Source organism: Riemerella anatipestifer ATCC 11845 = DSM 15868 (assembly GCF_000252855.1).
GTDB lineage: Bacteria > Bacteroidota > Bacteroidia > Flavobacteriales > Weeksellaceae > Riemerella > Riemerella anatipestifera.
Genome location: NC_017045.1, coordinates 639,943 through 665,456 on the forward strand (window position 1 = coordinate 639,943; position 25,514 = coordinate 665,456).

22 protein-coding genes and 1 tRNA gene are annotated in these 25,514 nt (G+C 34.2%); 8 read left to right on the top strand and 15 right to left on the bottom strand.

Going from position 1 to position 25,514, the window contains the following annotated elements:
- Positions 1-2 precede the first annotated feature (2 nt).
- The 5 genes from carB to RA0C_RS03175 all read right to left on the bottom strand — a co-directional run bounded on the left by carB (position 3) and on the right by RA0C_RS03175 (position 7,008).
- Positions 3-3,185: a carbamoyl-phosphate synthase large subunit gene (carB, locus tag RA0C_RS03155; RefSeq protein ID WP_004920019.1), complete on the bottom strand. Its 3,183-nt coding sequence runs from the start codon at positions 3,183-3,185 to the stop codon at positions 3-5.
- Positions 3,186-3,423: 238 nt separating this feature from the next.
- Entirely contained in the window at positions 3,424-3,900 is a 477-nt protein-coding gene (locus RA0C_RS03160) for a hypothetical protein (protein WP_004920025.1), read from the bottom strand.
- 626 nt (positions 3,901-4,526) lie between these two features.
- Positions 4,527-4,955, bottom strand: coding sequence for a hypothetical protein (locus RA0C_RS03165; protein ID WP_004920031.1), 429 nt, complete (start codon positions 4,953-4,955; stop codon positions 4,527-4,529).
- Between the two features lie 16 nt (positions 4,956-4,971).
- On the bottom strand, positions 4,972-6,048 hold the full coding sequence (carA, locus tag RA0C_RS03170) for a glutamine-hydrolyzing carbamoyl-phosphate synthase small subunit (RefSeq protein ID WP_004920034.1): 1,077 nt from the start codon (positions 6,046-6,048) through the stop codon (positions 4,972-4,974).
- A 63-nt stretch (positions 6,049-6,111) separates the two neighbouring features.
- Entirely contained in the window at positions 6,112-7,008 is an 897-nt protein-coding gene (locus tag RA0C_RS03175) for an aspartate carbamoyltransferase catalytic subunit (RefSeq protein WP_013446799.1), read from the bottom strand.
- 274 nt (positions 7,009-7,282) lie between these two features.
- Between RA0C_RS03175 and RA0C_RS03180 the strand changes: the two genes are divergently transcribed.
- Both RA0C_RS03180 and RA0C_RS03185 read left to right on the top strand, forming a co-directional pair.
- Positions 7,283-8,299: an asparaginase gene (locus RA0C_RS03180; RefSeq protein WP_004920039.1), complete on the top strand. Its 1,017-nt coding sequence runs from the start codon at positions 7,283-7,285 to the stop codon at positions 8,297-8,299.
- Between the two features lie 31 nt (positions 8,300-8,330).
- Positions 8,331-8,417 (top strand) — tRNA-Ser (locus tag RA0C_RS03185).
- A 1,301-nt stretch (positions 8,418-9,718) separates the two neighbouring features.
- On the opposite strand, the gene RA0C_RS03190 is transcribed toward RA0C_RS03185, so the two are convergent.
- The 5 genes from RA0C_RS03190 to queA form a co-directional block, all read right to left on the bottom strand.
- The gene (locus tag RA0C_RS03190) at positions 9,719-9,910 is read right to left on the bottom strand and encodes a cold-shock protein (protein ID WP_004920047.1); all 192 of its coding nucleotides are present in this window, start codon (positions 9,908-9,910) and stop codon (positions 9,719-9,721) included.
- A 32-nt stretch (positions 9,911-9,942) separates the two neighbouring features.
- Entirely contained in the window at positions 9,943-10,380 is a 438-nt protein-coding gene (locus RA0C_RS03195; protein ID WP_004920050.1) for a cold-shock protein, read from the bottom strand.
- Between the two features lie 15 nt (positions 10,381-10,395).
- On the bottom strand, positions 10,396-11,511 hold the full coding sequence (locus RA0C_RS03200) for a DEAD/DEAH box helicase (protein WP_004920053.1): 1,116 nt from the start codon (positions 11,509-11,511) through the stop codon (positions 10,396-10,398).
- Between the two features lie 335 nt (positions 11,512-11,846).
- Entirely contained in the window at positions 11,847-12,884 is a 1,038-nt protein-coding gene (rlmN, locus tag RA0C_RS03205) for a 23S rRNA (adenine(2503)-C(2))-methyltransferase RlmN (protein WP_004920056.1), read from the bottom strand.
- Between the two features lie 87 nt (positions 12,885-12,971).
- Positions 12,972-14,021, bottom strand: coding sequence for a tRNA preQ1(34) S-adenosylmethionine ribosyltransferase-isomerase QueA (queA, locus tag RA0C_RS03210; RefSeq protein WP_013446800.1), 1,050 nt, complete (start codon positions 14,019-14,021; stop codon positions 12,972-12,974).
- A 246-nt stretch (positions 14,022-14,267) separates the two neighbouring features.
- Between queA and RA0C_RS03215 the strand changes: the two genes are divergently transcribed.
- From RA0C_RS03215 to RA0C_RS03230, 4 genes are all read left to right on the top strand, one after another.
- Complete coding sequence (locus tag RA0C_RS03215) at positions 14,268-15,230, top strand: Gfo/Idh/MocA family protein (protein ID WP_013446801.1); 963 nt, start codon at positions 14,268-14,270, stop codon at positions 15,228-15,230.
- 151 nt (positions 15,231-15,381) lie between these two features.
- Positions 15,382-15,792, top strand: coding sequence for a hypothetical protein (locus RA0C_RS03220; RefSeq protein ID WP_004920065.1), 411 nt, complete (start codon positions 15,382-15,384; stop codon positions 15,790-15,792).
- Positions 15,793-16,181: 389 nt separating this feature from the next.
- Entirely contained in the window at positions 16,182-17,243 is a 1,062-nt protein-coding gene (locus RA0C_RS03225) for a hypothetical protein (RefSeq protein ID WP_004920067.1), read from the top strand.
- 72 nt (positions 17,244-17,315) lie between these two features.
- On the top strand, positions 17,316-18,278 hold the full coding sequence (locus tag RA0C_RS03230; RefSeq protein WP_004920072.1) for a helix-turn-helix transcriptional regulator: 963 nt from the start codon (positions 17,316-17,318) through the stop codon (positions 18,276-18,278).
- Between the two features lie 236 nt (positions 18,279-18,514).
- Here RA0C_RS03230 and rplI read toward each other — a convergent pair whose 3' ends face one another.
- From rplI to dnaK, 5 genes are all read right to left on the bottom strand, one after another.
- A complete protein-coding gene (gene rplI / locus RA0C_RS03235) occupies positions 18,515-19,012 on the bottom strand; it encodes a 50S ribosomal protein L9 (RefSeq protein WP_004920078.1) in 498 nt (165 codons plus the stop codon).
- A 118-nt stretch (positions 19,013-19,130) separates the two neighbouring features.
- The gene (rpsR, locus tag RA0C_RS03240) at positions 19,131-19,433 is read right to left on the bottom strand and encodes a 30S ribosomal protein S18 (RefSeq protein WP_004920080.1); all 303 of its coding nucleotides are present in this window, start codon (positions 19,431-19,433) and stop codon (positions 19,131-19,133) included.
- Between the two features lie 25 nt (positions 19,434-19,458).
- Entirely contained in the window at positions 19,459-19,800 is a 342-nt protein-coding gene (gene rpsF, locus RA0C_RS03245) for a 30S ribosomal protein S6 (protein ID WP_004920082.1), read from the bottom strand.
- Between the two features lie 75 nt (positions 19,801-19,875).
- Positions 19,876-21,297 carry a chloride channel protein gene (locus tag RA0C_RS03250; protein ID WP_004920087.1) on the bottom strand — a complete coding sequence of 474 codons (1,422 nt, stop codon included), beginning with the start codon at positions 21,295-21,297 and terminating at the stop codon, positions 19,876-19,878.
- A 134-nt stretch (positions 21,298-21,431) separates the two neighbouring features.
- The gene (gene dnaK, locus RA0C_RS03255) at positions 21,432-23,339 is read right to left on the bottom strand and encodes a molecular chaperone DnaK (protein WP_004920090.1); all 1,908 of its coding nucleotides are present in this window, start codon (positions 23,337-23,339) and stop codon (positions 21,432-21,434) included.
- A gap of 297 nt (positions 23,340-23,636) precedes the next feature.
- On the opposite strand from dnaK, the gene RA0C_RS03260 reads away from it, so the two are divergent.
- Together RA0C_RS03260 and RA0C_RS03265 are read left to right on the top strand one after the other, a co-directional pair.
- The gene (locus RA0C_RS03260) at positions 23,637-24,740 is read left to right on the top strand and encodes an ImmA/IrrE family metallo-endopeptidase (RefSeq protein WP_015345476.1); all 1,104 of its coding nucleotides are present in this window, start codon (positions 23,637-23,639) and stop codon (positions 24,738-24,740) included.
- The gene (locus RA0C_RS03265) at positions 24,737-25,312 is read left to right on the top strand and encodes a DUF4411 family protein (RefSeq protein ID WP_004920096.1); all 576 of its coding nucleotides are present in this window, start codon (positions 24,737-24,739) and stop codon (positions 25,310-25,312) included. The genes RA0C_RS03260 and RA0C_RS03265 overlap by 4 nt, the downstream gene beginning before the upstream one ends.
- Positions 25,313-25,514: the final 202 nt, after the last annotated feature.

The window sequence follows — 25,514 nt, forward strand, 5'->3', positions numbered from 1 at the left end:
ATTTACATTGCCTGCATCTTGAAACTCATAGACTCAATCACCTTTAGGATAGCTTCCACCGTATCCATAGAAGTGAGGCAAGGCACCCCATTTTCTACCGACATACGGCGAATTTGGAACCCATCTCGCTCCGTTTTCTTACCTATGGTAGTGGTATTAACCACATATTGCACTTTTCCTTTTTGGATAAGGTCTATCAAATTCACTTCCTCCTCGCCTATCTTATAACCTATTTTGGCTGGTATGCCTTTAGCTTCAAAGTATTTCGCCGTTCCTTCCGTTGCCCAGATTCTAAAGCCTACCTCGTGGAACCTCCTCGCAAAAACAGCCGCTTCTTCTTTGTGCTTATCTGCTACCGTAAAGAGTATCGCTCCGTGGGTTGGTACTTTTCTACCTGCGGCTATCATTCCCTTATAAAGGGCTTTTTCTAAGGTAACATCTTTCCCCATCACTTCACCTGTGGATTTCATCTCTGGTCCCAAAGAAATATCCACTTTAGTCAGTTTAGAGAACGAGAATACCGGTACTTTCACAAAAACGCCGTCCTTATTCGGCACGAGCCCATTAGTATAACCTTGCGAGGCTAAAGATTTGCCCAATATCGCCTTAGTGGCAAGGTTCGCCATAGGCACATCGGTAATTTTAGAAAGGAAAGGCACCGTTCTGGAGGAGCGAGGATTGACCTCAATCACAAACACCTCTCCGCTTTGGTCTATCACATACTGAATGTTCATCAATCCCACGACATTAAGCCCCTTCGCTAATCGTATGGTATAATCTTCTAAATCGTGGATTTGTTTTTCCGTAAGATTTTGTGGCGGATACACCGCAATAGAGTCGCCAGAGTGTACCCCTGCCCTTTCAATATGCTCCATAATCCCTGGAATTACCACCGTTTCGCCATCAGAAATGGCATCTACCTCTACCTCTTTGCCCGTTACATAGCGGTCTATCAGTACAGGGTGTTCTGGGCTGGCATCTACGGCGTGTTCCATATAATGGGTAAGCTCTTGCTCGGTATAGACAATCTCCATCGCCCTACCGCCCAATACATAGCTCGGACGCACCAAAACAGGATAACCAATTTCATTCGCTATGGCAATCGCCTCCTCTTTTGAAGTGGAAGTTTTACCCAAAGGCTGAGGAATACCCAATTCTTGAAGGGCTTTTTCAAACTTATCTCGGTTTTCTGCACGGTCTAAATCTTCCAAAGAGGTTCCTAAAATTTTAACCCCGTGAGCCGATAGTTTGTCCGCTAAGTTAATTGCGGTTTGCCCACCGAACTGAACCACCACTCCTTTAGGCTTTTCAAGTTCTATAATGTTCATCACATCTTCCTCTGTGAGGGGTTCAAAGTAGAGTTTATCCGAAATAGAGAAATCGGTGGATACGGTTTCGGGATTGTTGTTGATGATAATGGCTTCGTAGCCCATCTCTTTAATCGCCCAAACGGAATGCACGGTGGCATAGTCAAACTCCACCCCTTGCCCAATACGGATAGGTCCTGAACCTAAGACCACAATACTCTCTTTTTCCGTTACTACGCTTTCATTTTCCTCCTCGTAAGTACCATAGAAGTAAGGCGTTTCGCTCTCAAACTCTGCCGCACAAGTATCTACCATTTTATAGACTGGCATAATGGCGTTTTCTTTTCGGAAATTGAAAACTTCCCTCTGAGTAACGCCCCAAAGGTGTGCAATGTTTAAATCCGAGAAGCCTAACTTTTTAGCCTCTTTAAGCGTTTCGGCATTGAATTTATTTTCGGCAATGACTTTCTCAAAGTCCACCAATTTTTTAAGTTTCCAAATGAAGAATTTATCAATCTTGCTCCATTCCACAATTTGCTCCCAATCGTAGCCTCTTCTCAATGCATCACCAATGATGAACAATCGCTCGTCATCGCAAACTCTGATGCGTCTTTCTATTTCTTCTGGCGTAAGCTGTGCCGCTTGTTTGGTTTTTAATCCTAAGTGTCTGATGCCTGTCTCCAACGAGCGAATAGCCTTCTGTAAAGACTCCTCGAAGTTTCGCCCAATCGCCATTACTTCGCCAGTGGCTTTCATTTGAGTGGAAAGGCGGCGGTCTGCCGTTTCAAATTTATCAAATGGAAATCTTGGGATTTTGGTAACCACATAGTCTAATGCCGGTTCAAAACACGCATAAGTTTTGCCCGTAACGGGGTTCATAATTTCGTCTAAGGTAAGCCCCACCGCTATTTTAGCCGCTATCTTGGCAATTGGATAGCCCGTTGCCTTACTCGCCAACGCCGAAGAACGAGACACCCTCGGATTAACCTCAATGATATAATAATTGAACGAATGTGGGTCTAAAGCCAACTGGACATTACAGCCGCCCTCAATCCCCAAAGCTCTAATAATCTTCAGCGAGGCGTTTCTCAACAGTTGATACTCTCTATCTGAAAGCGTCTGAGAAGGAGCTACCACAATAGAGTCGCCTGTATGTACGCCCACAGGGTCTATGTTTTCCATATTACATACTACAATGGCGTTATCGTTGGCATCACGCATCACTTCATACTCTATCTCTTTAAATCCTGCAATGGATTTCTCAATCAAACATTGGGTTACGGGGCTGTATTTAAGCCCATTCGCTACAATTTCTTTAAGCTCTGTTTCATCGGAAGCGATACCGCCCCCCGTTCCACCCATCGTAAAAGCAGGGCGAACAATCACCGGATAGCCAATCGTATTAGCAAAGTTAAGGGCTTGTTCTACCGTATTCACAATATCCGATTCTGGGACTGGCTCTCCGAGTTCTCGCATCAGTTCACGGAATAAGTCTCGGTCTTCGGCTTGGTTAATCGCTGAAAGTTTAGTTCCTAAAACTTCTACTTTGCATTCTTCTAATATCCCTGATTTTTCTAATTCTACCGCCATATTAAGCCCTGTTTGTCCGCCTAATGTAGGCAACAAAGCATCTGGTCTTTCTTTGCGAATAATCTGGCTGACAAACTCCAAAGAAATAGGCTCTATATAAACTTTATCGGCTATTTCTACATCGGTCATTATGGTGGCAGGATTGGAGTTGATGAGTATCACGCGGTAGCCTTCCTCCTTTAGGGAAAGACACGCCTGTGTCCCCGAATAATCAAACTCGGCAGCTTGTCCGATGATAATTGGCCCTGAACCTATTACCAAAATCGTTTTTAGGTCTGTTCTTTTCACTTTTACAATGTATTTATAGATTTAATTTTCAACTTTCACTCATTTCCTACTTTAAAAAAAATACGAAGCCCGAAGACTCCGTATCTTTCAAATATACCGTTTTTATTTTTTGTCCTAAAAGATAATGTACCATTCCTTTCATTGCCCACAAAAATATGAAATTAATACGAATATTTAAAAACCATAGCCAAAAGAAAAGTATTGGCAAAGGAGAACCTTAGAGAGGCCAGTTTTGTTTTCATTGTACTTCTATTTTGGTTAAGGTTATGTGTTCATATGTAATATCAGCCGGAGAAAAAATTTTTTCACAAACCTCTTTTAATTGTCCCGAAAATTTTACAGATAAATTTCCACCTGTTTTTTTTAAATCCAATACTTCCCGGGGAAGTAAACTTTCATTACAAACAATCATGTGATGCACACAATTGCTACAGTTTCGCTCCGTATAGGTAATCCAAAATTTGTTATTATAATAGTTATCATCAGGCGTAGTCTGTACGCTATACCTTATCGTTGCTATTAAATTCGCAGATTCTGGAATGGTTTTTAACACTTTGGATTCGCAACCACAATCGGGGGTTTGGGGTTCTTCTTCTCTGCTTTTGCAATGGTTTAACGATAAAAAAAGAAGAGAAAAGAAGAAAAATTGCAATGTTTTTCTAATATTGGAGCTAATAAAAACAATAGAATTAGAAGTCGTACCTATTTTTTTCATAATTATAGCTTTATGATGTTAATAATTTTAACTTTTTTAGGATTGCCCCCACAAGAGTTTTCAGTCTCGCCCATGTAAGTAAAGGTAACCCTGACATTCAAATCTTGTTGTAAATACTTATCTTCTAAATTTACAGGTTTAATGAAGTTTACCTTCTCTTTTTCAACATAAATTAAACCTCCAAAAATAGCTCAACTTTACCATCATAAACATATTGCTTTTCATTTTCCGGAGCACTTCTTTCACACGAGTAGTGAATAAGTAAAATTGAAAGTAAAAACAAATTTTTCTTGAATTTTTCATATTTATTTCAAATTATGGTTTACAGTCTCCTTATTAGAGCTTCGGGTAAAGTCGTCCCATAGCATTTTTTATTTTATCTGATTATTTCTTAAAATTTTCACGACACTCTATCATAACTGCGAACATCAAACCATTTTTCTTATTTTGGTGATAAAAATTCAATAAATTATTTTCTTTGCTAATGTAAGAAAAAAAAGAAAAGAAAAATTAAGTCGCCTAATTTATACTAATTCTAAATAAAACTATTATTTAATTCAAGATAGGGTATTATTCTCCCCTTAATACAACTGCAAAAAGTTCATAAATACTTTAACCTAAAATCATTAACAATCGTGATTTTCGTAATTCAAGTTTTCTAACTTTTGTTCATAAACTTCCTTTTCTTTAGGCTGAAGTTTCTCTTGAACCAACTCCACTTTTAATTGCTTTTTGGTATCTGGGCTTATCCACAAACCACTAAAACCTTTTTTTGTTTTTTGTAACATCAGTACCCCAGTGAGCCCTTCCTCCACCAAAACAAACTGATTTCTATCATTGTTGTTTATATCCAGTTGTATCCATCTATCACTACCATAGCTGTACATTCCCATATAATAAAGGTCTCCTGTACATCCGTTATCTTCTGATTGCAGATACATAGTTATTGGAGTTTTACGGTCCATCATTCCCTTATACAAATAGAAATTCTTTTTTTGCCCAAAAACTTGAAAAGAAGTTCCTAAAAGGAATACTAATGCTATTATTATTCTCATTTTTGTTTATTTATAACTATTGTTTTTTCCATTCTTTCATCATCTCCACAAACTCATCAAACAGATAGTTGGCATCTTCTGGTCCCGGACTGGCTTCGGGGTGATACTGCACCGAGAAACAAGGGTATTTTTTATGACGCACGCCTTCGTTGGTTCTATCATTAAGAGCGATATGGGTTTCTTCTAAATCGGTATTTTTAAGGCTTTCTTGGTCAATAGCGTAGCCGTGATTTTGGGAAGTAATAGCCACCTTATTGGTTCTCAAGTCTAAAACAGGGTGGTTGCCTCCCCTATGCCCAAATTTCAGTTTGAACGTTTTAGCCCCACAAGCCAAACCTACCACCTGATGCCCCATACATATCCCGAAAATAGGCACTTTACCCAAAAGTTTTCGCACCGTTTCGTGAGCGTGAGGCACATCTTGCGGGTCGCCCGGACCATTGGAAAGCATAATGCCATCTGGTGCCATTAGTAGGATTTCTTCCGCCGTAGTATCGTGAGAAACCACCGTAATATCGCAGTTTCTTTGGGACAGTTCTCTAATAATTCCCAACTTGGCTCCGAAGTCGATTAGTACCACTTTAAACCCTCGCCCCGGTGCAGAAAAAGGCGTTTTGGTAGATACCGTTTCGATTTGGTTGGTCGGTAGCGATTGGGCTTTTAGTTCGGCTATTATTTGGTTTTCATCGGCCTCTATATCGACAATTCTGCCTTTAAGGACTCCGTGATTACGGATAATTCGGGTTAGTTTTCTAGTATCAATCCCAGAAATTCCTGCAATGCCTTTTTTACTGAAAAACTCATCTAAAGACATTTGAGAACGAAAGTTGGAAGGCAAATCGCACACCTCTTTCACGATAAGTCCTTTAATGGAATGCTCTATGCATTCGTAGTCATCACGATTGATGCCGTAATTCCCAATAAGCGGATAGGTCATACACACCATTTGTCCGCAATACGATGGGTCAGAAATTAGCTCCTGATAGCCCGTCATTCCTGTATTGAAAACCACTTCGCCTTCGGTTTCAAGGTTTGCACCAAATCCCCAACCGTGAAGCACTTCTCCTGATTCTAAAATTAGTTTCTTTTTCATTTTTAACTTTTAGATTTAATATTTAATTCTAAAAACCAGCTTTACACTAGTCTATTAGATAAATTACATTGTTTTAAACTTAATACCTTTGTCTTCTAAAGCCTGTTTTAGGATTGCCATTCGGGCGTAAACACCATTCTCCATTTGCTTAAATATTCTGGATTGAGGACTTTCCACCAAATCCGTATCTATCTCCACTCCTCTATTGATAGGAGCTGGATGCATAATGATAGTAGTTGGTTTCATTTGAGTGGCTCTTTCTTTAGTAAGACCATATTTTTGATGGTATTTATCTAAAGATAATTTCATTTTCTCCCCATGTCTTTCGTGCTGAATGCGAAGAAGCATCACTACATCTACCTCTTTTACAAGTGTATCTATAGGCAGATAAGTCCCGTTGATAAATTCGGCTTCATCAAACCAATCTTCTGGTCCAGAAAAATAGACTTTAGCTCCGAGCCTTCTGAGTGCCTCTGCGTTAGAATTAGCCACCCTGCTGTGTTTAACATCGCCTACAATCCCCACTTTTAATCCTTCAAACTTTTTAAATTCTTGATAAATCGTCATCAAATCCAACAAAGATTGCGAAGGGTGATTGCCTGTGCCATCTCCTCCGTTAATTATAGGAATGTTAATAGTTTCCAACTCCCTAAAATAAAAGTCCTGACTATGACGAATGACCACTAAATCAACTCCAATACTCTCCAAAGTTTTTACCGTATCGTAAAGGGTTTCTCCTTTGTTTACCGAACTTGTAGATACATCAAAAGGAACAACATTAAATCCCAATTTCCTTTCGGCTACATCAAAACTTGTTTTGGTTCTCGTACTATTTTCAAAGAAAAGATTAGACACATAAACTTCTTGTTGGCACTTGGCTATTTTACCATTAGTAAACCCTTGAGCCTCTTCTAAAAGAGACATAATTTTCTCTGTAGATAAATCTGAAATTGTAAGCATAACTTAAAAAAATTACAAAAAAAAACGAAGCCAATGGCTTCGTTCTAATAATAACAATATCTCTGTGAAGGACCTTGCCCTTCGGTTTTTAAATTAAATATGTTCTCTAAACGACACATTAAGCGCAAATATATAACTTTTTTTTCATTCCCCAATAGAGGTAAAAGGAGAAAAGTCTTATATACCTGATAAACAAAACTATAATAATTATCCACATCTAAGATGTTTGTTTAAAATTTATCTAATTATATTTGCACGAGCGTTTTAATTAGTTATGAGAAGAAAAATATCACTCATCTATACTGGAGGGACAATAGGTATGGAAAAAAACTATACCACTGGTAGTCTACACCCTTTTAATTTTAATCATATTTTTGATAAAATCCCTGAAATTAACTTACTGGAATGTGAAGTGCATGTAACTTCTTTTGAGACTCCAGTAGATTCCTCCGATATGGGCATAAAAGAATGGAAAACTATTGCTAAATACATAGAAGAACAGTATTCTGAATTTGATGGTTTTTTGATTCTACACGGTACAGATACTATGTCTTATACAGCATCTGCTCTTAGTTTTATGCTCAAAAACCTTGACAAACCTGTTATTTTAACTGGTTCACAACTGCCCATTGGAGACCTTAGAACAGATGCCAAAGAAAATTTACTAACTAGCCTCTACTACGCCAGTTTGTACGAAAATGACAAAGCAGTAATACAAGAAGTAGCCATCTATTTTGAATATAAACTCCTACGAGGTAATAGAACTCTTAAATACTCCGCTGAATATTTTGACGCTTACCACAGTCCTAACTACCCAATACTTGGGCAGTCTGGCGTACATCTTAATGTGGATAAAGAGGTACTTTTAAGACCGAAATCTGAAATTTTTAGTGTAGATTATCATCTATCAGAAGAGGTGTTTTTCCTTAGGATTTTCCCTGGTATGAACTGGAACTATCTGCCCAATTTAGATAATGTTAAAGTACTTATTCTTCAAGTTTTTGGCTCTGGAACTATCTTCAACAATAAACAAACCATAGAGACTCTCAAAAGAATTAGAAATAATAATACCGAAATCGTGATTATTAGCCAATGTATTTCGGGAGAAATCTCCTTTGGAAAGTACGAAAACAGCAATATATTTAGTGAAATAGGAGCTATCAGTGGTAAGGATATGACCGCTGAAGCCGCAATTACTAAAGCAATGCATATTGTAGGTAATCCTATGTATTCTAACGAAAGTTTTAGCAATGTTTTTTCCAAAAATATTTGTGGAGAAATGGCAGAATAGATTATTTTTTCTATATTTGCAACTCAATTTTAGAGAGGTGTCCGAGTGGTTGAAGGAGCTACCCTGGAAAGGTAGTATACGGGTAACTGTATCGAGGGTTCGAATCCCTTCCTCTCTGCGGAGTGATTTATTTGTAGTCTAAGAAAGGGAGTTCTGAACAGCTCCCTTTTTTTGTATTTATAAAGGATAGTAGCTCTACTCGGTAAGACTAATACATTGCTATTTCTATAACAAAGGTGACTTTATATTACCCCAATAGTCTGTGTAATGATATGCATAATGCTTATCTCAATAAGCATTATGCTCTTCAGCTATTGGAAGAATTTGCCACTTTGGCAGTCTTTTTTTTATTGCGTATCGCTCCGTCGTGTCTCCGTCGTAGGTTCGACAAAACTCCGAAACTTATTTTTACTTTTTATGACAGTTTGACAGTATATTTTTAATTCGTTTTAGTATCATTATTTGATACACAATTTTTCTATTAGTTTCTTAAAATATGGTATCTGTCCCAAAACTAAGGGACTTATGAAAGTTGCTATACATGTTACATAAAACATTGTTCCCTCTGGTGGCAACGGAATATTTTTACCCCAAATAACTCTTGTTAAAATTGATAAACCAACATAAACAAATAGGTTAAATAGAGAGAATGATAATGGTTTGTATATGTTAATATTCCTAATATACTTAAATAATAGAAAATACAGTATTATAAACGGAACCCCATAAAATAATACTCTCCAAACATTCCATAAAATAGTAATACTAAAACTTCCTTTCAAATTAAATTCTTCAAAACTGCAATAAAAAAAAACTAAAAAAAAAACTACTCGTTATCTCAACTATAAAAAGACTTATATATAAAATCAGAACTTTATTCATTGTAAACATATTTGTATTACTATAATTGTAAAGGCTTCTATAAAAATGTTCTTTGCAACAACACAGAAGATATAAAATAATGGATAACTTTTTTTTTCATAATTCATTTTTTCAATTTCATTTAAAATTTTAGGGATTTTTTTATCCAAATACTAAACTAAATTCTTCTGTTACATTTTAGCTAGCTACGACTACCAATTTATCTAGTTTTTCTCTTGATAAAGTGTCTGTAATAATTCAAACGCAACTAAAAAACACTTTTAATTTTAGCTGTTCTCTATTTTTTTAAATATTTTCTAATAGTTCTATAAATTTGATATATAACTGGAACAAGGCTAATAGCTACTAAAAATAAAATAACGTAACCTAAACACGAGATATTTATATCAATAGATACTTCTCCAAAGGAATTCATAATCTACTATTTTTTGTACTAAAATAAAAAAACCGTCTCAAAAAATGAAACGGTTCTCACTAGCTATATTTTATTTAATCCTGTTTGTGTTGCTATTTTTTCAGGATAAAAAGAAGATGATACTATGCTAATTTTACATTAACAGCGTTAATCCCTTTTTTACCTTGTTGTAATTCGTAAACTACTTTATCATTTTCATGAACTTTAGTTTTTAAACCACTTGTGTGTACAAACACATCTTCTCCTCCGTTAGATGGAGTAATAAATCCGAAACCTTTTGTTTCGTTGAAAAATTTTACGGTGCCTTCTTGCATTGTAATTGAATTTAAGTTAATTATATTATTTTTTATTTTATCTTGATAACATTAGTGGCTACATAGCCTTTTGGTCCTTTTTCTTTTTCGTAGCTTACTTTATCGTCTTTCTTTAAGACTTCGGATAATTGGTTAGCGTGTACGAAAATACTTTCTTTGGAGCGGTGGTCGTTGATAAATCCATAGCCTTTTTCTTCGTTATAGAAAGTTACCGTACCTTTGTTAAAGGTTTCATCTACATCGTGAGGGGCTGCTCCTAGCTGAATATCTTCTAACGAAATTTCTACTTTTTCTGATAAATCTGGTGGTGTATTTGTAATTTGCCCGTTGGCATCTACATATACTAACATATCATCTAGGCTTTTACCTTTATTGTTATTATGTTTTCTTTCTTCTCTTCTAAGTGCTTTCTCTTTAAGCTTCTGAAGTTTTTTCTTATCGTTCTCTTTTTTAGAATAAGTATCTCCCATAGTTTTGTTTTTTTATTAGATTGCAGGTGCAGTGTTCATCGTGAAGCCTATCAGCTTTTGTATATTCTTCAAATCCTTTCTTTCTTCCGTTCCACAAAACGAAATGGCATTCCCTGAAGTTCCTGCTCTACCTGTTCTACCTATTCTATGCACATAAGTTTCTGGCACATTGGGAAGCTCGTAGTTAATTACCTGTGGTAGCTCATCTATATCTATCCCTCTGGCAGCGATGTCTGTAGCGATTAAGACACTGATACGGTTATCTTTAAAATCTTTAAGTGCTTTTTGACGGGCGTTTTGAGATTTGTTGCCGTGTATTGCTGCTGCAAAAATTCCTGTTCTACCTAATTGTTTTACTAATCTATCTGCCCCGTGTTTGGTTCTTGTAAAAATAAGCGACCTTAGCTCTGATGTATCTTTTAAAATATTTATCAGTAGGTTGGTTTTATCATTTTTTTCTACAAAATAAACAGATTGTTCTATTGTTTTAGCCGTAGAAGATACTGGAGTTACTGTAACTTCAGCGGGGTTATCTAAGATAGTTTCTGCAAATTGTCTTATAGAATTAGGCATCGTAGCCGAGAAAAATAAGGTTTGTCTTTTCTTAGGCACTTTGGTAAGGATTTTTTTAACATCGTTTACAAATCCCATATCTAGCATACGGTCGGCTTCGTCTAAAACTAAAATTTCTATTTGAGATAGGCTAAGCAATCCTTGTTGCATTAGGTCTAATAACCGCCCTGGAGTTGCTATTAAAATATCTACGCCTTGGTTCAAGGCTCTTTCTTGTTTCCCTTGAGGTACTCCTCCAAAAATTGACAGATGTTTTATATTCAAAAACTTGCTATACTGTTCTATATTTTCTTGAATTTGAATAGCTAGTTCTCTTGTTGGTGTTAAAATCAACGCTCTAACAGACTTGCCTTTTTTAGGTGTTTCTGACAATATTTGCAATAATGGAATTGAGAAAGCAGCTGTTTTACCAGTTCCCGTTTGAGCACACCCTATAAGGTCTCTACCTTCTAAAATGGTTGGAATTGCTTTTTCTTGAATTGCAGTAGGGGTTGTGTAACCAGCGTCAGATATTGCCTTTAAAATAGGGCTTGATAATGATAATTGTGTAAAATTCATAAATAATTTTGCCAAAGAACTATTGGCGTAAAGTAAACACTACCTTCGCATAATAATAAGGTTGTGTTAAATGTTTTTTTAGATTGTTATTTGTTTTAATATGCTATTATTTATTATTGATAATGGCAACTAAAAACACAAAAACTGAGGGAGTATTAAGAATAATTCTTCTAAAAAACTTTAATCAGAAAGTGGCATAAGGAGCCGTTTTCATTAAATGATGGTACAAAGGTAAAGCAAATAATATAGAATATACCATAATTTGGCAAATAAAAAAAATAATCACCTTAAACTACTGGTTATTAAGGTGATTATTTTTATTAAATATTTTTCTACTACTCCTGTGTGGACTTATTAGCTAATTGCCCACAAGCGGCATCTATATCTCCTCCTCTGCTTCTTCTAATCATAACCGTGATGCCGTGTCGTTCTAATTGTTCTACATAGTTTTGAGTGGCTTTAGGATTACTCCTATCATATTTGCCATCGCCTATTGAGTTGTATTCTATCAGATTAACCTTGGTAGGTACTTTTTTACAGAATTTTATAAGTGCTTTTATATCTTCATCGGTATCGTTAATCCCTTTCCAAATACAGTATTCTAAGGTAATAATAGAGCCTGTTTTTTCATACCAATACTGTAAAGATTCCATAATATCCGTCAGTGGAAATTTGGTGGAAAAAGGCATTATTTCGTTTCGTTTAGATTCTATTGCTGAATGTAGAGAAAGGGCTAATTTAACCTTAAGATTTTCATCTGCCAACATTTTTATCATCTTAGGTATTCCAGAAGTAGATACCGTAATTCTTCGTGGCGACATACCCAAACCTTCAGGCTCTGTAATTTTTCTGATGGCTTCCACTACATTTTTATAGTTCATCATAGGCTCTCCCATCCCCATAAACACAATGTTAGACAGCGGTCTATCAAAATACGCCTTACTCTGCTGGTCTATAAGTGCCACCTGATCTACAATCTCTGCAACTTCTAAATTTCGCATTCGTTTTAGCCTTGCTGTGGCACAAAACTCACAATTAAGCGAACACCCTACTTGGGACGAAACACAAGCTGTGGTACGTGTATCGGTAGGGATAAGCACACTCTCTACCATAAGCCCATCGTGTAATTTAACGCCGTTTTTTATGGTTCCGTCTTTACTTTTCTGGAGCAAATCTACTTTTACGGGTTTAATTACAAAGTCTTGAGCTATCCTTTCTCTAAGGTTTTTGGAAAGGTTTGTCATTTCCTCAATAGAATGCCCGTTTTTACTCCACAACCAATCATAAACCTGTTTGGCACGAAACGGCTTCTCACCAATGGAAATAAAATAATCTTTAAGCTCGTCTAAGCTAAGGGTACGAATGTCTTTCATCAATCAGAAATGAATGGTAATAAAAAAGTAACAAGCCTCTATAAAAGGCTCATTACCTTATTTTAAGTTAATTATATTTATATATTTTTAAAGGATTAGCATCGCATCTCCATAGGAGTAGAACTTATACTTTTCTTTAACTGCCTCTTCGTAGGCGTGCATTACAAAATCTTTACCTGCAAATGCAGCAATCATCATAATAAGGGTAGATTTGGGTGTGTGGAAATTGGTAATCATAGAATCTGCTACCGCAAAATCGTACGGAGGATAAATAAACTTGTTCGTCCAACCGTGATAAGCACTTAGCTTTCTATTAGACGAAACCGAAGTTTCTATGGTTCTCATCGTAGTAGTTCCTACTGCACAGATGCGTCTATCTTCATCTATAGCTTTGTTGATAATATCCGCATTTTTTTGGTCGATGAACGCCTCTTCACACTCCATTTTGTGCTTTGATAAATCTTCTACCTCTATTGGGTTAAAAGTCCCTAAGCCCACATGTAGCGTTACTTCGGCAAAGTTAATTCCTTTTATCTCTAATCTTTTCATTAGATGTTTAGAGAAATGAAGCCCCGCAGTAGGCGCTGCTACCGCTCCCTCCTTTTTAGCATAGATTGTTTGGTATCTTTCTGCATCTTCTGGCTCTACTTCTCTTTTGATATATTTCGGTAGAGGTGTTTCTCCTAGCTCCTTTAATTTAGCACGAAACTCCTCGTAGCTTCCATCGTACAAGAATCTTAATGTTCTTCCTCTAGAAGTTGTATTATCTATAACCTCAGCTACTAAAGACTCATCTTCGTCAAAGAATAACTTATTTCCAATTCTTATTTTTCTAGCAGGGTCTACCAATACGTCCCAAACACGAGTTTCTTTATCTAGCTCTCTTAAAAGGAAAACCTCTATTTTAGCTCCTGTTTTTTCTTTATTTCCGTATAGTCTCGCTGGGAAAACTTTAGTATTATTAAAGATAAACAAATCATTTTCATCAAAATAATCTATAACATCTTTAAAAAGTTTATGCTCTATGGTTTGATTTTTTCTATTAAGAACCATAAGTCTTGCCTCGTCTCTGTGCTCCGAAGGGTGTTCCGCAAGAAGCTCTGGTGGTAGATTGAAATTAAAATCAGAAGTTTTCATTTTATATAAATATGTTTAAATTTTAAATACAAAAACGGAAAATGATTTTCCGTTTGCGGTTGCAAATATACAACTTACGAAACCCCTTTGTCAAGTCAAGCAGACCACACTAAACATAAACGACTAAATTACAATACTTTAAATATCAATTATTTTTTACAATTCACTAATAATGATAAAAACTGTAATTATTCTTTTCACTATAAATAAATAGATTAGTATCTTTGAAGTACTTAAATTTTGGTTATGATAAACGCTGGACTAGTAGGTGCAGGACACCTTGGGAAGATACATCTAAGATTATTACAACAGTCAGAAAAGTATAATTTGGTAGGGTTTTACGATGCTGATACAGAAAATGGTAAACGACTAGAAGCCGAATTTGGCTATAAATACTATCCGAATTTTGAGGATTTACTCAACGATATTGAGATGTTGGACATTGTAACGCCTACTCTATTTCACTATGATTATGCCCAAAAAGCAATAGACCACGGTAAGCATTTTTTTATAGAGAAACCTGTAACTCAAACTTTAGAACAAGCCGAAGACATCATCCGTAGATGTACCGAAAAAGGTATTAAAGCACAGGTAGGGCACGTGGAACGCTACAATCCTGCTTTTATTGCTACCAAACCCTACATACAAAACCCTATGTTTATAGAAATACATAGGTTAGCAGAGTTTAATCCTAGAGGTACCGATGTTTCTGTTGTGCTAGACTTGATGATTCACGACTTGGACATTCTCTTAAGTCTTGTAAAATCTAAGGTTAAAAATATCCACGCTAGCGGTGTATGTATTGTAAGCAAAACGCCTGATATTACTAACGCTAGAATAGAGTTTGAAAATGGTTGTGTTGCTAATTTAACCACCTCCAGAATCTCTATGAAAGCGATGAGAAAAAGCAGATTTTTCCAAAAAGATGCCTATATTTCCGTGGATTTTCTAGAGAAAAAAGCGGAGGTTATTAGAATGAAAGACGCACCTGAAAACCCTTCTGACTTTGATATGATTATTGAAAATGCCGAAGGCGAAAAATCCCAAATTATTTTTGAATATCCTAACATACAGCCTAACAATGCCATCTTAGACGAACTAGAAAGTTTTGCAGAAGCCATTACCAATAACAAAGAGGTGGAAGTCTCTCTACAAGACGGTACAGAAGCCTTAAGAGTTGCTTTGGAGATTATGAGACTTATCAGCTAGGTTAAACTTATGAAACTACACAAACTAAATTCAATCATTCTAACAGTCTTTATATTTTATTTTTATTGGCTGTAATCATGATAATTTCTATCAAACAAAAAGAATAATTGAAACAGACAAGACTGAGTATAAAATTGGAGATACAATCCATTTGACATTAAAAATAATTCCTCTAGAAAAGTCAAAAGAAATAAAAGTCTATAAAAACTACAAAAATTTTGAAATTTCTTTTTCTCTAGTGAATAGTAAAACAGGCGTTCATAACGAACAGTGGAGTGAAAAAAGTGGTGAGAATTTACCCAAAACTGAACATAAAATCATTCCAATAACAAAAGAATCTCCATTCGTTAAAACATTTTTAGTTTTTATATCTCAAAAAAATGAAAAAATTTTATTAGAAATTCCAGAATTAAAACTGATTACCAAATATGATTTATATGCAGTTAAAAATAACAGCATCAGAATTCACACATTTTGTAATCCAATAAATCCAGAATATGGAGCTTCTCTTGAAGAATATTTTGAAACAAAAGATATAAAAATAAACACCGCTAATAATTAAAAAGGCGAAATTGAAGAAATAATGGAATTTCTCTGTGATATTTTTTCGCAAAATACTTTTCACTTCTATAGTTTTATTTTAATTTAGCAGCATTGAAAAATATTTGCTACAATTGTTCTAAGCTAAACCATCAATTCAAACTAATCCACGCTTCACAAATACTTTCCCTATCAGCAGAAATGTTAAAAACCAAATCTCAGCAAAAATTTCAACATTTAAAAAAGTTAAATTTCTTTGAATTAAAATTTTAAGCGGACTTATTTCGTCCGTTTAATAATTTATATTTGCAGTAATCACAGATAAAACTAAAAAAGAAATATTGAAAAATATTGAATTAAGCGACAGCAAATACAGAGAAACCTATTTTGAAATTTAAAAAAAATAACGGTATGAATACAGAATTAAATGTTTGGGCTGATAAAGTAAAAAACTCAGCAAAACCAATTTTAGAAAAATACAAACTTGATTTTTATCCTTTTCAGGCAAAATTAAATTTGAAATCTAATGTTTTAATCATTGGTTTAAATCCTGCTAGTCAAGATGGTTATGATGGAACAAAAGTTTTAAACACAGAACCTCAAGAAATAGAGTTGACAAATGAAAAAATATTTCAGGGAAATCCTGAGTATAATAACAATAAAAATACATGGAGAATATATCAGAATCTGATGAAAATAGATTTTTTCAAAAGTATTTCTGATGATTTCAACTTTATGAATTATGTGTATTTTCCTACTCCTAAATTTTATGATATTAAAAACATTAAAGATTTTGATATTATAAATATCTGCAAATCTCTAACTTTAGATTTCATTAAAATCATTAATCCTCAAATCATTATTGTCTTAGGCACTAGTACTGGAATAGATCCTATTGCTAAAAACACAAAGACCATCCTACAAGGATATAAAAAACGCCTAATAGTCAAAGGCGAAATAGACGGCACTACAGCATATGGTATTCCACATCCGTCATATAATAATTTCCACGAAGAAAACCAAGCCATAAGTAATATGTTGAAAAAAATTTTTAGTGATGAAGATATAGAACCCTATTCTTTATCGAAAAATTCAGAAGTAAAAAACAGAAATATAAGCAACAGAAGTAAATTTGATATCGAAAAATTTAAACGAAAATTTGGCAATTTGAGAATTAACGAAACTAAAAAGTGGCTAGACATTATCTATGACGGAATTAACAATGATGAAATTCTCATAAGGGTTAATCCACATAATGGGGAATTCGGTGTGAGAAAAAATGGTAATTCAAACTTCAAAGATTTGAAAGAAGCACATTTTTATAATCAAATTTTTGATGAAACATATGATAGATCGCACAGTAGCTGGTTTATTCGTAAAGAATTCAAAAACTATACTGATATTAATTCTGAACTATTGAATGATTTGGAAAATTTCATATCCAAACTAGATAAGCAAAAAAATAGAAATTAAACCGTCAAAGATATTTTGTGCTTGTTGGAGTTGGTATCAGATATCAATTTATTATAAACTAATACTTAATGAATGGCAAAAATTGAACAAATATATCGCTTACTTTACATTGCCGAACTATTAAAAAACAAAAAGCAAGGTATTTCTTACGAAGAAACTAAAATTTTTCTTGAAGATAAGTTCAGAGAAAAAGGTCTTGATCTAAAATTCAGCGAGAAGACATTCAAAAGAGACCGAGTTTTAATTGCTGAATTTTTAGGTTTAGAAACTCAATACAAAAAATCTTTTGGTACATTTACCATTAGTAAAGATGAATTTGAACAAGAAAAAGAATATGATTTAGAAAACATTCTTCTTATTGAAGCCTATAGAAAATCCAAGAAAAATTCAAAATTTATTTTATTTGAAAAACGAAAACCTAACGGTTTATATCATTTTTCAACTTTTATTAAAGCTATTAAAGGTGGTAGAGTTGTGTCTTTATATTATCATAAATATACAGAAAACAAACCTAAAAAAAGAGTACTTGTTCCTTACGCAATTAAAGAGTATCAAAACAGATGGTATCTTTTAGCGACTGATTTTTCAGTTAATAATAAAACAAATCTTGAAAATTTCCTTGCTACAAGGAAAAAACCAAAATTAGAAATGCCTAAAATCAAAAGCTTTGCATTTGACCGCATTTCCAATGTTGAAATACATCACACAAGACAATTACGCTATACTCATCTTATAGAAGATTCTTTCGTCCATTCTTTTGGGGTTTCTTCTACAATAGACGAAACTCCTCAAGAAATAATTTTATCATTCACACCACATCAAGGAAAATACATTAAATCTCTGCCGCTTCATCATTCACAAGAGATTTTAGTAGAAAATGATAAAGAGTTAACAATTAAAGTAAAACTTTTTCCAACTTATGATTTTACACAAGAAATTCTCTCTCATGGAAGTAATGTTATTGTTACTTCACCAAAATCTTACAGAGATGAAATCGCTAAAATAATTAATGAAATGGCAGAAAAATACAAATGATAAAGAAGTACTATCACCAACATCCGTTTTGTGAAATGACAGATTAAGGGAAATATAGAGAAATATAGAATATTTATGCATTTTTTTATTCGCTACCACAAAACCGTGGCTCGTCCGCTAAGTATAGCTATTAAATTAGTTTTGGGGGATTATGACGCAGACACAATATCAAAAATAAAAACGGTTGCATCATTTTGGATACAACCGTTTTTCTATTATAAAAAAAACTTTACTAATTAAGCCTCTTCAGTTTTAGTTTCTTTAGCCTTAGGAGCTTCTACTACAGGAGCATCAGATACTACTTCAAATTCGTAGTCGTGCTCTACTTCTCTATGAAGTCTTACTTTAGCAGTAAACTTACCTAATCTCTTAATAGTATTTCCAGGGATTTTGATGTATTTTTTATCTACCTCAACACCTGCTTTTGCCAATTCTTCAGCTAAGTTAGCATTGTTGATAGAACCGAATAATTTATCACCAGAACCTACTTTAGCAGCGATAGAAACAGAAGTCTTTTTAAGTTGCTCTACAATATTGTTAGCCGCAGCTACTAATTTAGCTTCTTCTTCTTTTCTAGCTTCTAATACTTCAGCTAAAACCGCTCTATTTTTAGGTGTTGCTAAAACTGCATATCCTTGAGGGATTAAGAAGTTTCTAGCGTATCCTGGCTTTACATCTACTGTATCAAACTCTAATCCTAAGTTTTCTACGTCTTTTTTAAGAATAATTTCCATTGTTTGTTGTTGTCTTGTTTAGGTTTTAGAAGTTTAGAATCCAAACTCAATAGTTGACTTTCCAAATATCCTAAAACAGTTAGAATTTTTAATTTTACTAATTCAGCAACTTATATAATTACTTCAATAAGTCTGCTACATACGGCATAAGTGCCAAATGCCTTGCTCTTTTGATAGCAGCAGATACTTTTCTTTGGTATTTTAAAGAAGTTCCTGTGTATCTTCTTGGTAAAATTTTACCTTGCTCGTTAACGAACTGAAGAAGGAAATCTGCATCTTTATAATCTACATATTTGATACCGTATTTTTTAAATCTACAGTATTTTTTTTCAGATTTAGTATTGATATCTAGTGGTGTAAGGAATTTTACCTCAGACTCCCCACCTTGTGCGGCTTGTTGTGCCATTTCATCTATTGCCATAGTTTCTTTTTTTAGGGGTTAAAAATTAAGCTTTTTTAGATTTTAGTTTTGCTCTTCTCTTTTCAGCATACTCTACAGCGTGCTTGTCTAACTTTGTAGTTAAGTAACGGATAACTCTCTCGTCTCTTTTGAAAGCAAGTTCTAAATCTGCCACGATAGTTCCTTCACCTTTGAATTCTATCAAAGTATAGAAACCATTTTTCTTCAATTGAATAGGGTAAGCTAACTTTTTTAGTCCCCAATTTTCTTTGGCTACGATTTCGCAATTTTGATCTTTTAAAAGATCTTCAAATTTTTTCACTGCTTCCTCCACCTGAGCGTCAGACAGAACGGGAGTTAAAATGAAAACAGTTTCGTAATGATTCATAATGTTAATATTATATGTTAAAATTCAAGGTGCAAAACTAATATTTTTTTTTCACATACACAAACACTATATCGTTCAATCTGATAAAGTATTCTTTTTACCTAAATCAGACATTTGGATTTTTTGTTTTTGATTAGAAACAGGGGTTCCAAATTTATTTTCTAATTCGTCTAAGTAATTCTCTTTAAGCTCGTCATAAAGAGAATTTCTACTCACGAGCAAAGCAGATATTGAGGAAATCATTCCCGAAAGCATTAGATAAAAAATGAGCGAATGCCTATCCGTCATTTCCAACACCAATATTGCAGAAGTAAACGGAGCTCTCGTAATGCCTGTAAGAAATGAAACCATTCCTGCCAAAATAATTACATTGGTTTCATTGGCTGTTAGATTTAAAAGTGATGAAATAAATGCACCACAACTCGCTCCCGCACTAAGAGCAGGTGCAAATATTCCACCTGCACCACCACTGGTAAATGCAATGGCTGGACCTAACATTCTAAATAAAGGGATATACCACAGTTCTGTTTTATCATTGCTGAAAAGCAATCGTTCTATAATACCCTTCCCAGAACCCAAGATTTCTCTATTTATAAAGTAAGCACAAAAGGCTATCAATAAAGCACTTAAAACTAAAAACACCAACTGTTGCCTAGTATTTTTGAATTTAGCTCTAAACTTACTCAATGCCAACATAAAACGGGAAAATTTACTACTTAAAATTCCACAAATAAAAGAAACCAAAATTACAGGAAGTATAATCTCTAGACCTACCCCACTCGTCTTAGGATACCCTAAATAAAGGTAAGAACCTGCCAAAGTTTGAGCCGTCAGGCCTGCAACAATAACCGCAGTGAAAAGAGCCGTTTTAAAGTTATTGATGTGTGTTTTGGCTAATTCTTCTACCGCAAAAACCACTCCTCCTAACGGAGTATTAAATGCAGCCGAAAGTCCCGCTGCTGCTCCCGTCATTATCATATTTTTAATAGATAATTTAGGCCACCATTTCGGTAATACTTGATTGATAAACCTAAACACAGAGCCTGCTATCTGTATCGTAGGCCCTTCCCTTCCAATAGCTCCTCCTCCCAATACCAAAATAATGCTTGATAATATTTTAATAATGATAATTTTATAACTTAATAAATACTTTATTTTTCGTCTTTGTCTCGGCGTGGCTAATGATACCGAAGCCATCACTTGAGGTATCCCACTGCCTTTGGAATACGGAGCGTATCTCTGAACCAACCACCACGAAAGAACAAAACCAATCGGGGCGAGTATAAATATGAGCCAACCTTGCCAAGCTAATAGAGAGAACAACAAATGTTCACTCCACTCAAACAATTTGGCGTACATTACCGCCAAACCTCCCGTAAGCAAAGAGGCTATCCAAAAGGGAATTGCTTGTAACAGATTATACTTAAGACGCTCATTCTGAATATTATCAAAAGAATGTTTAAGACGCTTACGAATGTATTCTAATATAGATTTCATTATCACGAGGATATAAAACAGACTTTATATAGTGACATTGTGCAAAGTTAAAATTTCTATACATCATACAAAACAAAACCGCCGTGAAAATTATATTTCACAGCGGATTATTATTAATTGTTAGTAATCAACTATTATTTTACTTCTTCGAAATCTGCATCTTGTACATCATCTGTAGCATTACCTGTATTAGCTTGTGCTTGTTCTGCTCCTCCTTGAGCTTCAGCTTGTGCTTTATACAACTCTTCTGATGCTGCCATCCAAGCTGCATCTAAAGCCTCAGATTTAGTTTTAATATTTGCCATATCTTTAGCTTCATAAGCTGTTTTTAGTTCAGCTAAAGCTGTTTCTATCGCTGATTTTTTATCTGCAGAAATCTTATCTCCAAATTCTTTTATTTGCTTTTCAGTTTGGAAGATTTGTCCATCTGCTTTGTTGATAAGGTCAGCTTCTTCTTTTTTCTTAGCATCTGCTGCTGAGTTTTCTTCAGCTTCTCTCTTCATTCTTTCAATTTCTTCATCGGAAAGACCAGACGATGCTTGAATTTTGATAGATTGCTCTTTACCTGTACCTTTATCTTTTGCAGAAACGCTCAAAATACCGTTAGCATCTATATCAAAAGTTACCTCAATTTGTGGTACACCTCTAGGTGCTGGTGGAATATCTGTAAGCTCAAATCTACCGATTTCTTTGTTATCGTTAAACATTGGTCTTTCCCCTTGTCCTACTCTGATGGTAACTGCAGGCTGGTTATCTACCGCAGTAGAGAACACTTCTGATTTTTTAGTAGGAATGGTGGTATTAGCCTCTATCAACTTAGTAAATACAGAACCCATAGTTTCTATACCTAAAGAAAGAGGTGTAACGTCTAATAACAATACATCTTTAACATCTCCTGTAAGAACTCCCCCTTGGATAGCCGCACCTATAGCCACTACCTCATCTGGGTTTACCCCTTTAGATGGAGCTTTACCGAAGAATTTTTCTACCGCTTCTTGTATCGCTGGGATTCTTGTAGAACCTCCTACTAGGATAATCTCATCAATATCAGAAACGCTCATACCTGCATTTTTAAGAGCAGACTTACAAGGCTCGATAGTTCTTTGAATTAAATCTCCTGCTAATTGTTCAAACTTAGCTCTAGTTAATGTTTTAACTAAGTGTTTTGGACCTGAAGCTGTAGCTGTGATATATGGTAAATTGATTTCTGTTTGAGTAGAAGATGATAATTCAACTTTTGCTTTTTCTGCTGCTTCTTTCAATCTTTGAAGAGCAATAGCATCAGATTTTAAATCTACACCTTCTTCCGCTTGGAATTCAGCCGCCATCCAGTCGATAATTACATTATCAAAGTCGTCCCCTCCTAAGTGTGTATCACCATCGGTAGCCTTTACTTCGAAAGATGCGTTACCATCTACCTCATACATTTCTAGTACAGAAACGTCGTGAGTACCACCACCACAGTCGAACACCACTACATTCATATCCTTCTTACCTACCTTATCTAGACCATAAGCTAAAGCTGCTGCCGTAGGCTCATTGATAATTCTTTCTACCTTAAGCCCTGCAATTTCTCCAGCTTCTTTAGTCGCTTGTCTTTGTGCATCGTTAAAATAAGCAGGTACAGTAATTACCGCACGAGAAACTTCTTGACCTAAATAGTCTTCAGCCGTTTTCTTCATTTTTTGAAGAATCATTGCAGAAATTTCTTGAGGCGTGTATTCTCTATCTCCAATTTTAACTTTAACAGTATCGTTAGAACCTTCTACCACTTGATACGGAACTCTAGACACCTCGTTAGCATCTGTTTTAAAATTAGCTCCGATAAATCTCTTGATAGAATAAACTGTATTTTTAGGGTTTGTAACCGCTTGTCTTTTAGCAGGGTCTCCCACTTTTCTCTCACCATCTTCAGTGAAAGCTACGATAGAAGGCGTTGTTCTTTTTCCTTCTGCATTAGGGATTACCACAGGGTCTTTACCCTCCATTACTGCCACACAAGAGTTAGTAGTACCTAAGTCAATTCCTATAATTTTACTCATTTTAATTATGTATTTTTTTGTTAATATTCATTTTTAGTACACCTCCAATTTTACCAAGAATATGCCACTCCTATTTTTATGACAAAATGACAGCATCAAACATTATCACTTGCTTAGATATGGCTTTTCAGTCAGTAGCATTGTACTTTTTGCATAAAGACATTTTTTAGACGTAAGTTTACTAATGCTAGTATTAAAAAAAATAATTTGTAATTTCGCACAATTAAATAATTATTTCGATTCTTGAAAGTAGAACAAAACATAAAAAGACTTGATTACCTTCTATCATTATTCAATATGACGATAGATGAGCTTCTTATGTCAATTAGTGATGGGTTAAAAAAACCTATCACTAGAGAAGAAATTTTAACTGAGAATATAAAGATAAGTCATTTAAAAAGAATTGATAGAGTTTTTAATAAAGGGCTACACTTCTATTTAGACCCTAAGTCTCCAGAAATATCTAAAGATGCTAGTATATTTTTTAGAAAGTCAAAATTTGATGCAGATTTAAATATTGGAGCAAAAAAAATAGTAAATCAATTTGAGGAATTTAAAATTTCTCTATCAGCAATTTCAAAATTAGCTGAAATAAATACTGATAGAGTATTACCTGTTTTTAAAACTAGTGAAAGTCCTAAAAAGACTGCTTTAGAAATTCGTAAAATTTTATATCCAGAATTTCAACAAAATCTAAGAGAGTTTTTAAAATCTTTGATTTCAAAATTTGCTGAAAAAAACATTTTAGTTTTTGAATTCATTGAAACTTGGAATAAAAAAGAAAAAGCAAACATTGATGGTTTTTTTCTAAATCCGAATGTAATCGTATTAAAAAGACAGCAAAGTTCCTTTAGACGTGAAATTTTTACATTGGCTCACGAATTAGGTCATTATCTTTTAAATATTGAAGAGGTTGATAACTTAGAAATAGCTGATTTAGCCAACCACAATTTATCAAAAATTGAAAAATGGTGTAATGATTTTGCTTTCTATTTTATTGCAGGAGAATATGGTAATGTAATTGATAAGCTGGAAAAAGCAAGTAGTGCAAATGATTATAATTTTAAAATAATTGAAAAAATATCACAAAATACACATTTAAGTCAAATAGCTATTTTCACAAGACTTTTACTTAATAATCAAATATCTCCTAAAGATTATAACAATGTAAAGTCTGATTTTGAGGAACAGTTTAGATTAAAACAATTAGAGGAGCAAAGACAAAAAGAATTAGACAAACAAAATGGAGTTAAAAGGGGTGGTTCAGTACCCAAACCTATAAATTCCCCATTACTAATTTCTACTATTCAAACAGCTTTTTATGAAGGAGTTATAAATGAATTTGATGTTTGTAAAACCTTAAATATAACCCCAGATAAACTAAATAAATATATTCAATGAAAGTAATAATTGACACTAACTCACTTTTGTCGTTGGTTCGATATTACTTACCATTTGACAAAGAAAATTTGCTATTCAATTTCATAAAAGAAAAAATAGAAATTGGAGAGATAATCATAATAGATAAGGTTTACGAACAATGCACATACAACGCTAAAGGATTAGTTTTAAATCAATTGGCATTTTTGACAGATAAAACATTTTTAAAGAAGTCAAAAACTCCATACAAAACGGGTACTTTATTTGCTCCATCTCCAGCAAAATTCTTAAGGATGCTTGAAAACCAATTTGTAGTTACCGTACAAAGAAAAAAAATTACAGATGTAGAGTTTGAAGTTAGTAAAAACAAACATCTCGAAGACGCTGACATAAAGCAGATAATTTTATGTCTTAATTTAATGAAATCTGAACCTGATGTTTATCTTGTTACTGAAGAGACCGCCGAAAGTAATGATAATAAGCTATTTAAAAAGATTCCAGCAATGTGTAATGAATTAAATATCCAATGCATAGCTCTTCCAAAATTATTAAAAATATACGAAAAAGATATAAGTGTTCTGTTTAAAAAATAAAATATACACCTAACATCGTATTGGCAAAATGGCGGTTTATGGGATAAATTGAAAGTTGCTCTTTTTTGTTATTACAATGGACTTTCACATTCCTTTTTTTTATAAATTTAGAAAATAATAAAAATCTGTTGTTTAGGTTAATACAAGATTGAATGTTTATACTTTCTAAATCCGCCTCTATCACCAATATCCGACCGTTAAA

Bases quoted from the DNA above. Each gene is read 5' to 3' on its own strand.
- RA0C_RS03260 (WP_015345476.1), top strand. From the start codon at position 23,637: ATGACGATAGATGAGCTTCTTATGTCAATTAGTGATGGGTTAAAAAAA.
- RA0C_RS03230 (WP_004920072.1), top strand. From the start codon at position 17,316: ATGGCAAAAATTGAACAAATATATCGCTTACTTTACATTGCCGAACTA.
- RA0C_RS03195 (WP_004920050.1), bottom strand. From the start codon at position 10,380: ATGGGAGATACTTATTCTAAAAAAGAGAACGATAAGAAAAAACTTCAG.
- RA0C_RS03175 (WP_013446799.1), bottom strand. From the start codon at position 7,008: ATGCTTACAATTTCAGATTTATCTACAGAGAAAATTATGTCTCTTTTA.
- rplI (WP_004920078.1), bottom strand. From the start codon at position 19,012: ATGGAAATTATTCTTAAAAAAGACGTAGAAAACTTAGGATTAGAGTTT.
- rpsR (WP_004920080.1), bottom strand. From the start codon at position 19,433: ATGGCAATAGATGAAATGGCACAACAAGCCGCACAAGGTGGGGAGTCT.
- RA0C_RS03200 (WP_004920053.1), bottom strand. From the start codon at position 11,511: ATGAATTTTACACAATTATCATTATCAAGCCCTATTTTAAAGGCAATA.
- dnaK (WP_004920090.1), bottom strand. From the start codon at position 23,339: ATGAGTAAAATTATAGGAATTGACTTAGGTACTACTAACTCTTGTGTG.
- RA0C_RS03215 (WP_013446801.1), top strand. From the start codon at position 14,268: ATGATAAACGCTGGACTAGTAGGTGCAGGACACCTTGGGAAGATACAT.
- RA0C_RS03225 (WP_004920067.1), top strand. From the start codon at position 16,182: ATGAATACAGAATTAAATGTTTGGGCTGATAAAGTAAAAAACTCAGCA.
- RA0C_RS03190 (WP_004920047.1), bottom strand. From the start codon at position 9,910: ATGCAAGAAGGCACCGTAAAATTTTTCAACGAAACAAAAGGTTTCGGA.
- RA0C_RS03165 (WP_004920031.1), bottom strand. From the start codon at position 4,955: ATGAGAATAATAATAGCATTAGTATTCCTTTTAGGAACTTCTTTTCAA.
- RA0C_RS03265 (WP_004920096.1), top strand. From the start codon at position 24,737: ATGAAAGTAATAATTGACACTAACTCACTTTTGTCGTTGGTTCGATAT.
- RA0C_RS03180 (WP_004920039.1), top strand. From the start codon at position 7,283: ATGAGAAGAAAAATATCACTCATCTATACTGGAGGGACAATAGGTATG.
- rlmN (WP_004920056.1), bottom strand. From the start codon at position 12,884: ATGAAAGACATTCGTACCCTTAGCTTAGACGAGCTTAAAGATTATTTT.
- rpsF (WP_004920082.1), bottom strand. From the start codon at position 19,800: ATGAATCATTACGAAACTGTTTTCATTTTAACTCCCGTTCTGTCTGAC.
- RA0C_RS03160 (WP_004920025.1), bottom strand. From the start codon at position 3,900: ATGAAAAAAATAGGTACGACTTCTAATTCTATTGTTTTTATTAGCTCC.
- RA0C_RS03250 (WP_004920087.1), bottom strand. From the start codon at position 21,297: ATGAAATCTATATTAGAATACATTCGTAAGCGTCTTAAACATTCTTTT.
- queA (WP_013446800.1), bottom strand. From the start codon at position 14,021: ATGAAAACTTCTGATTTTAATTTCAATCTACCACCAGAGCTTCTTGCG.
- carA (WP_004920034.1), bottom strand. From the start codon at position 6,048: ATGAAAAAGAAACTAATTTTAGAATCAGGAGAAGTGCTTCACGGTTGG.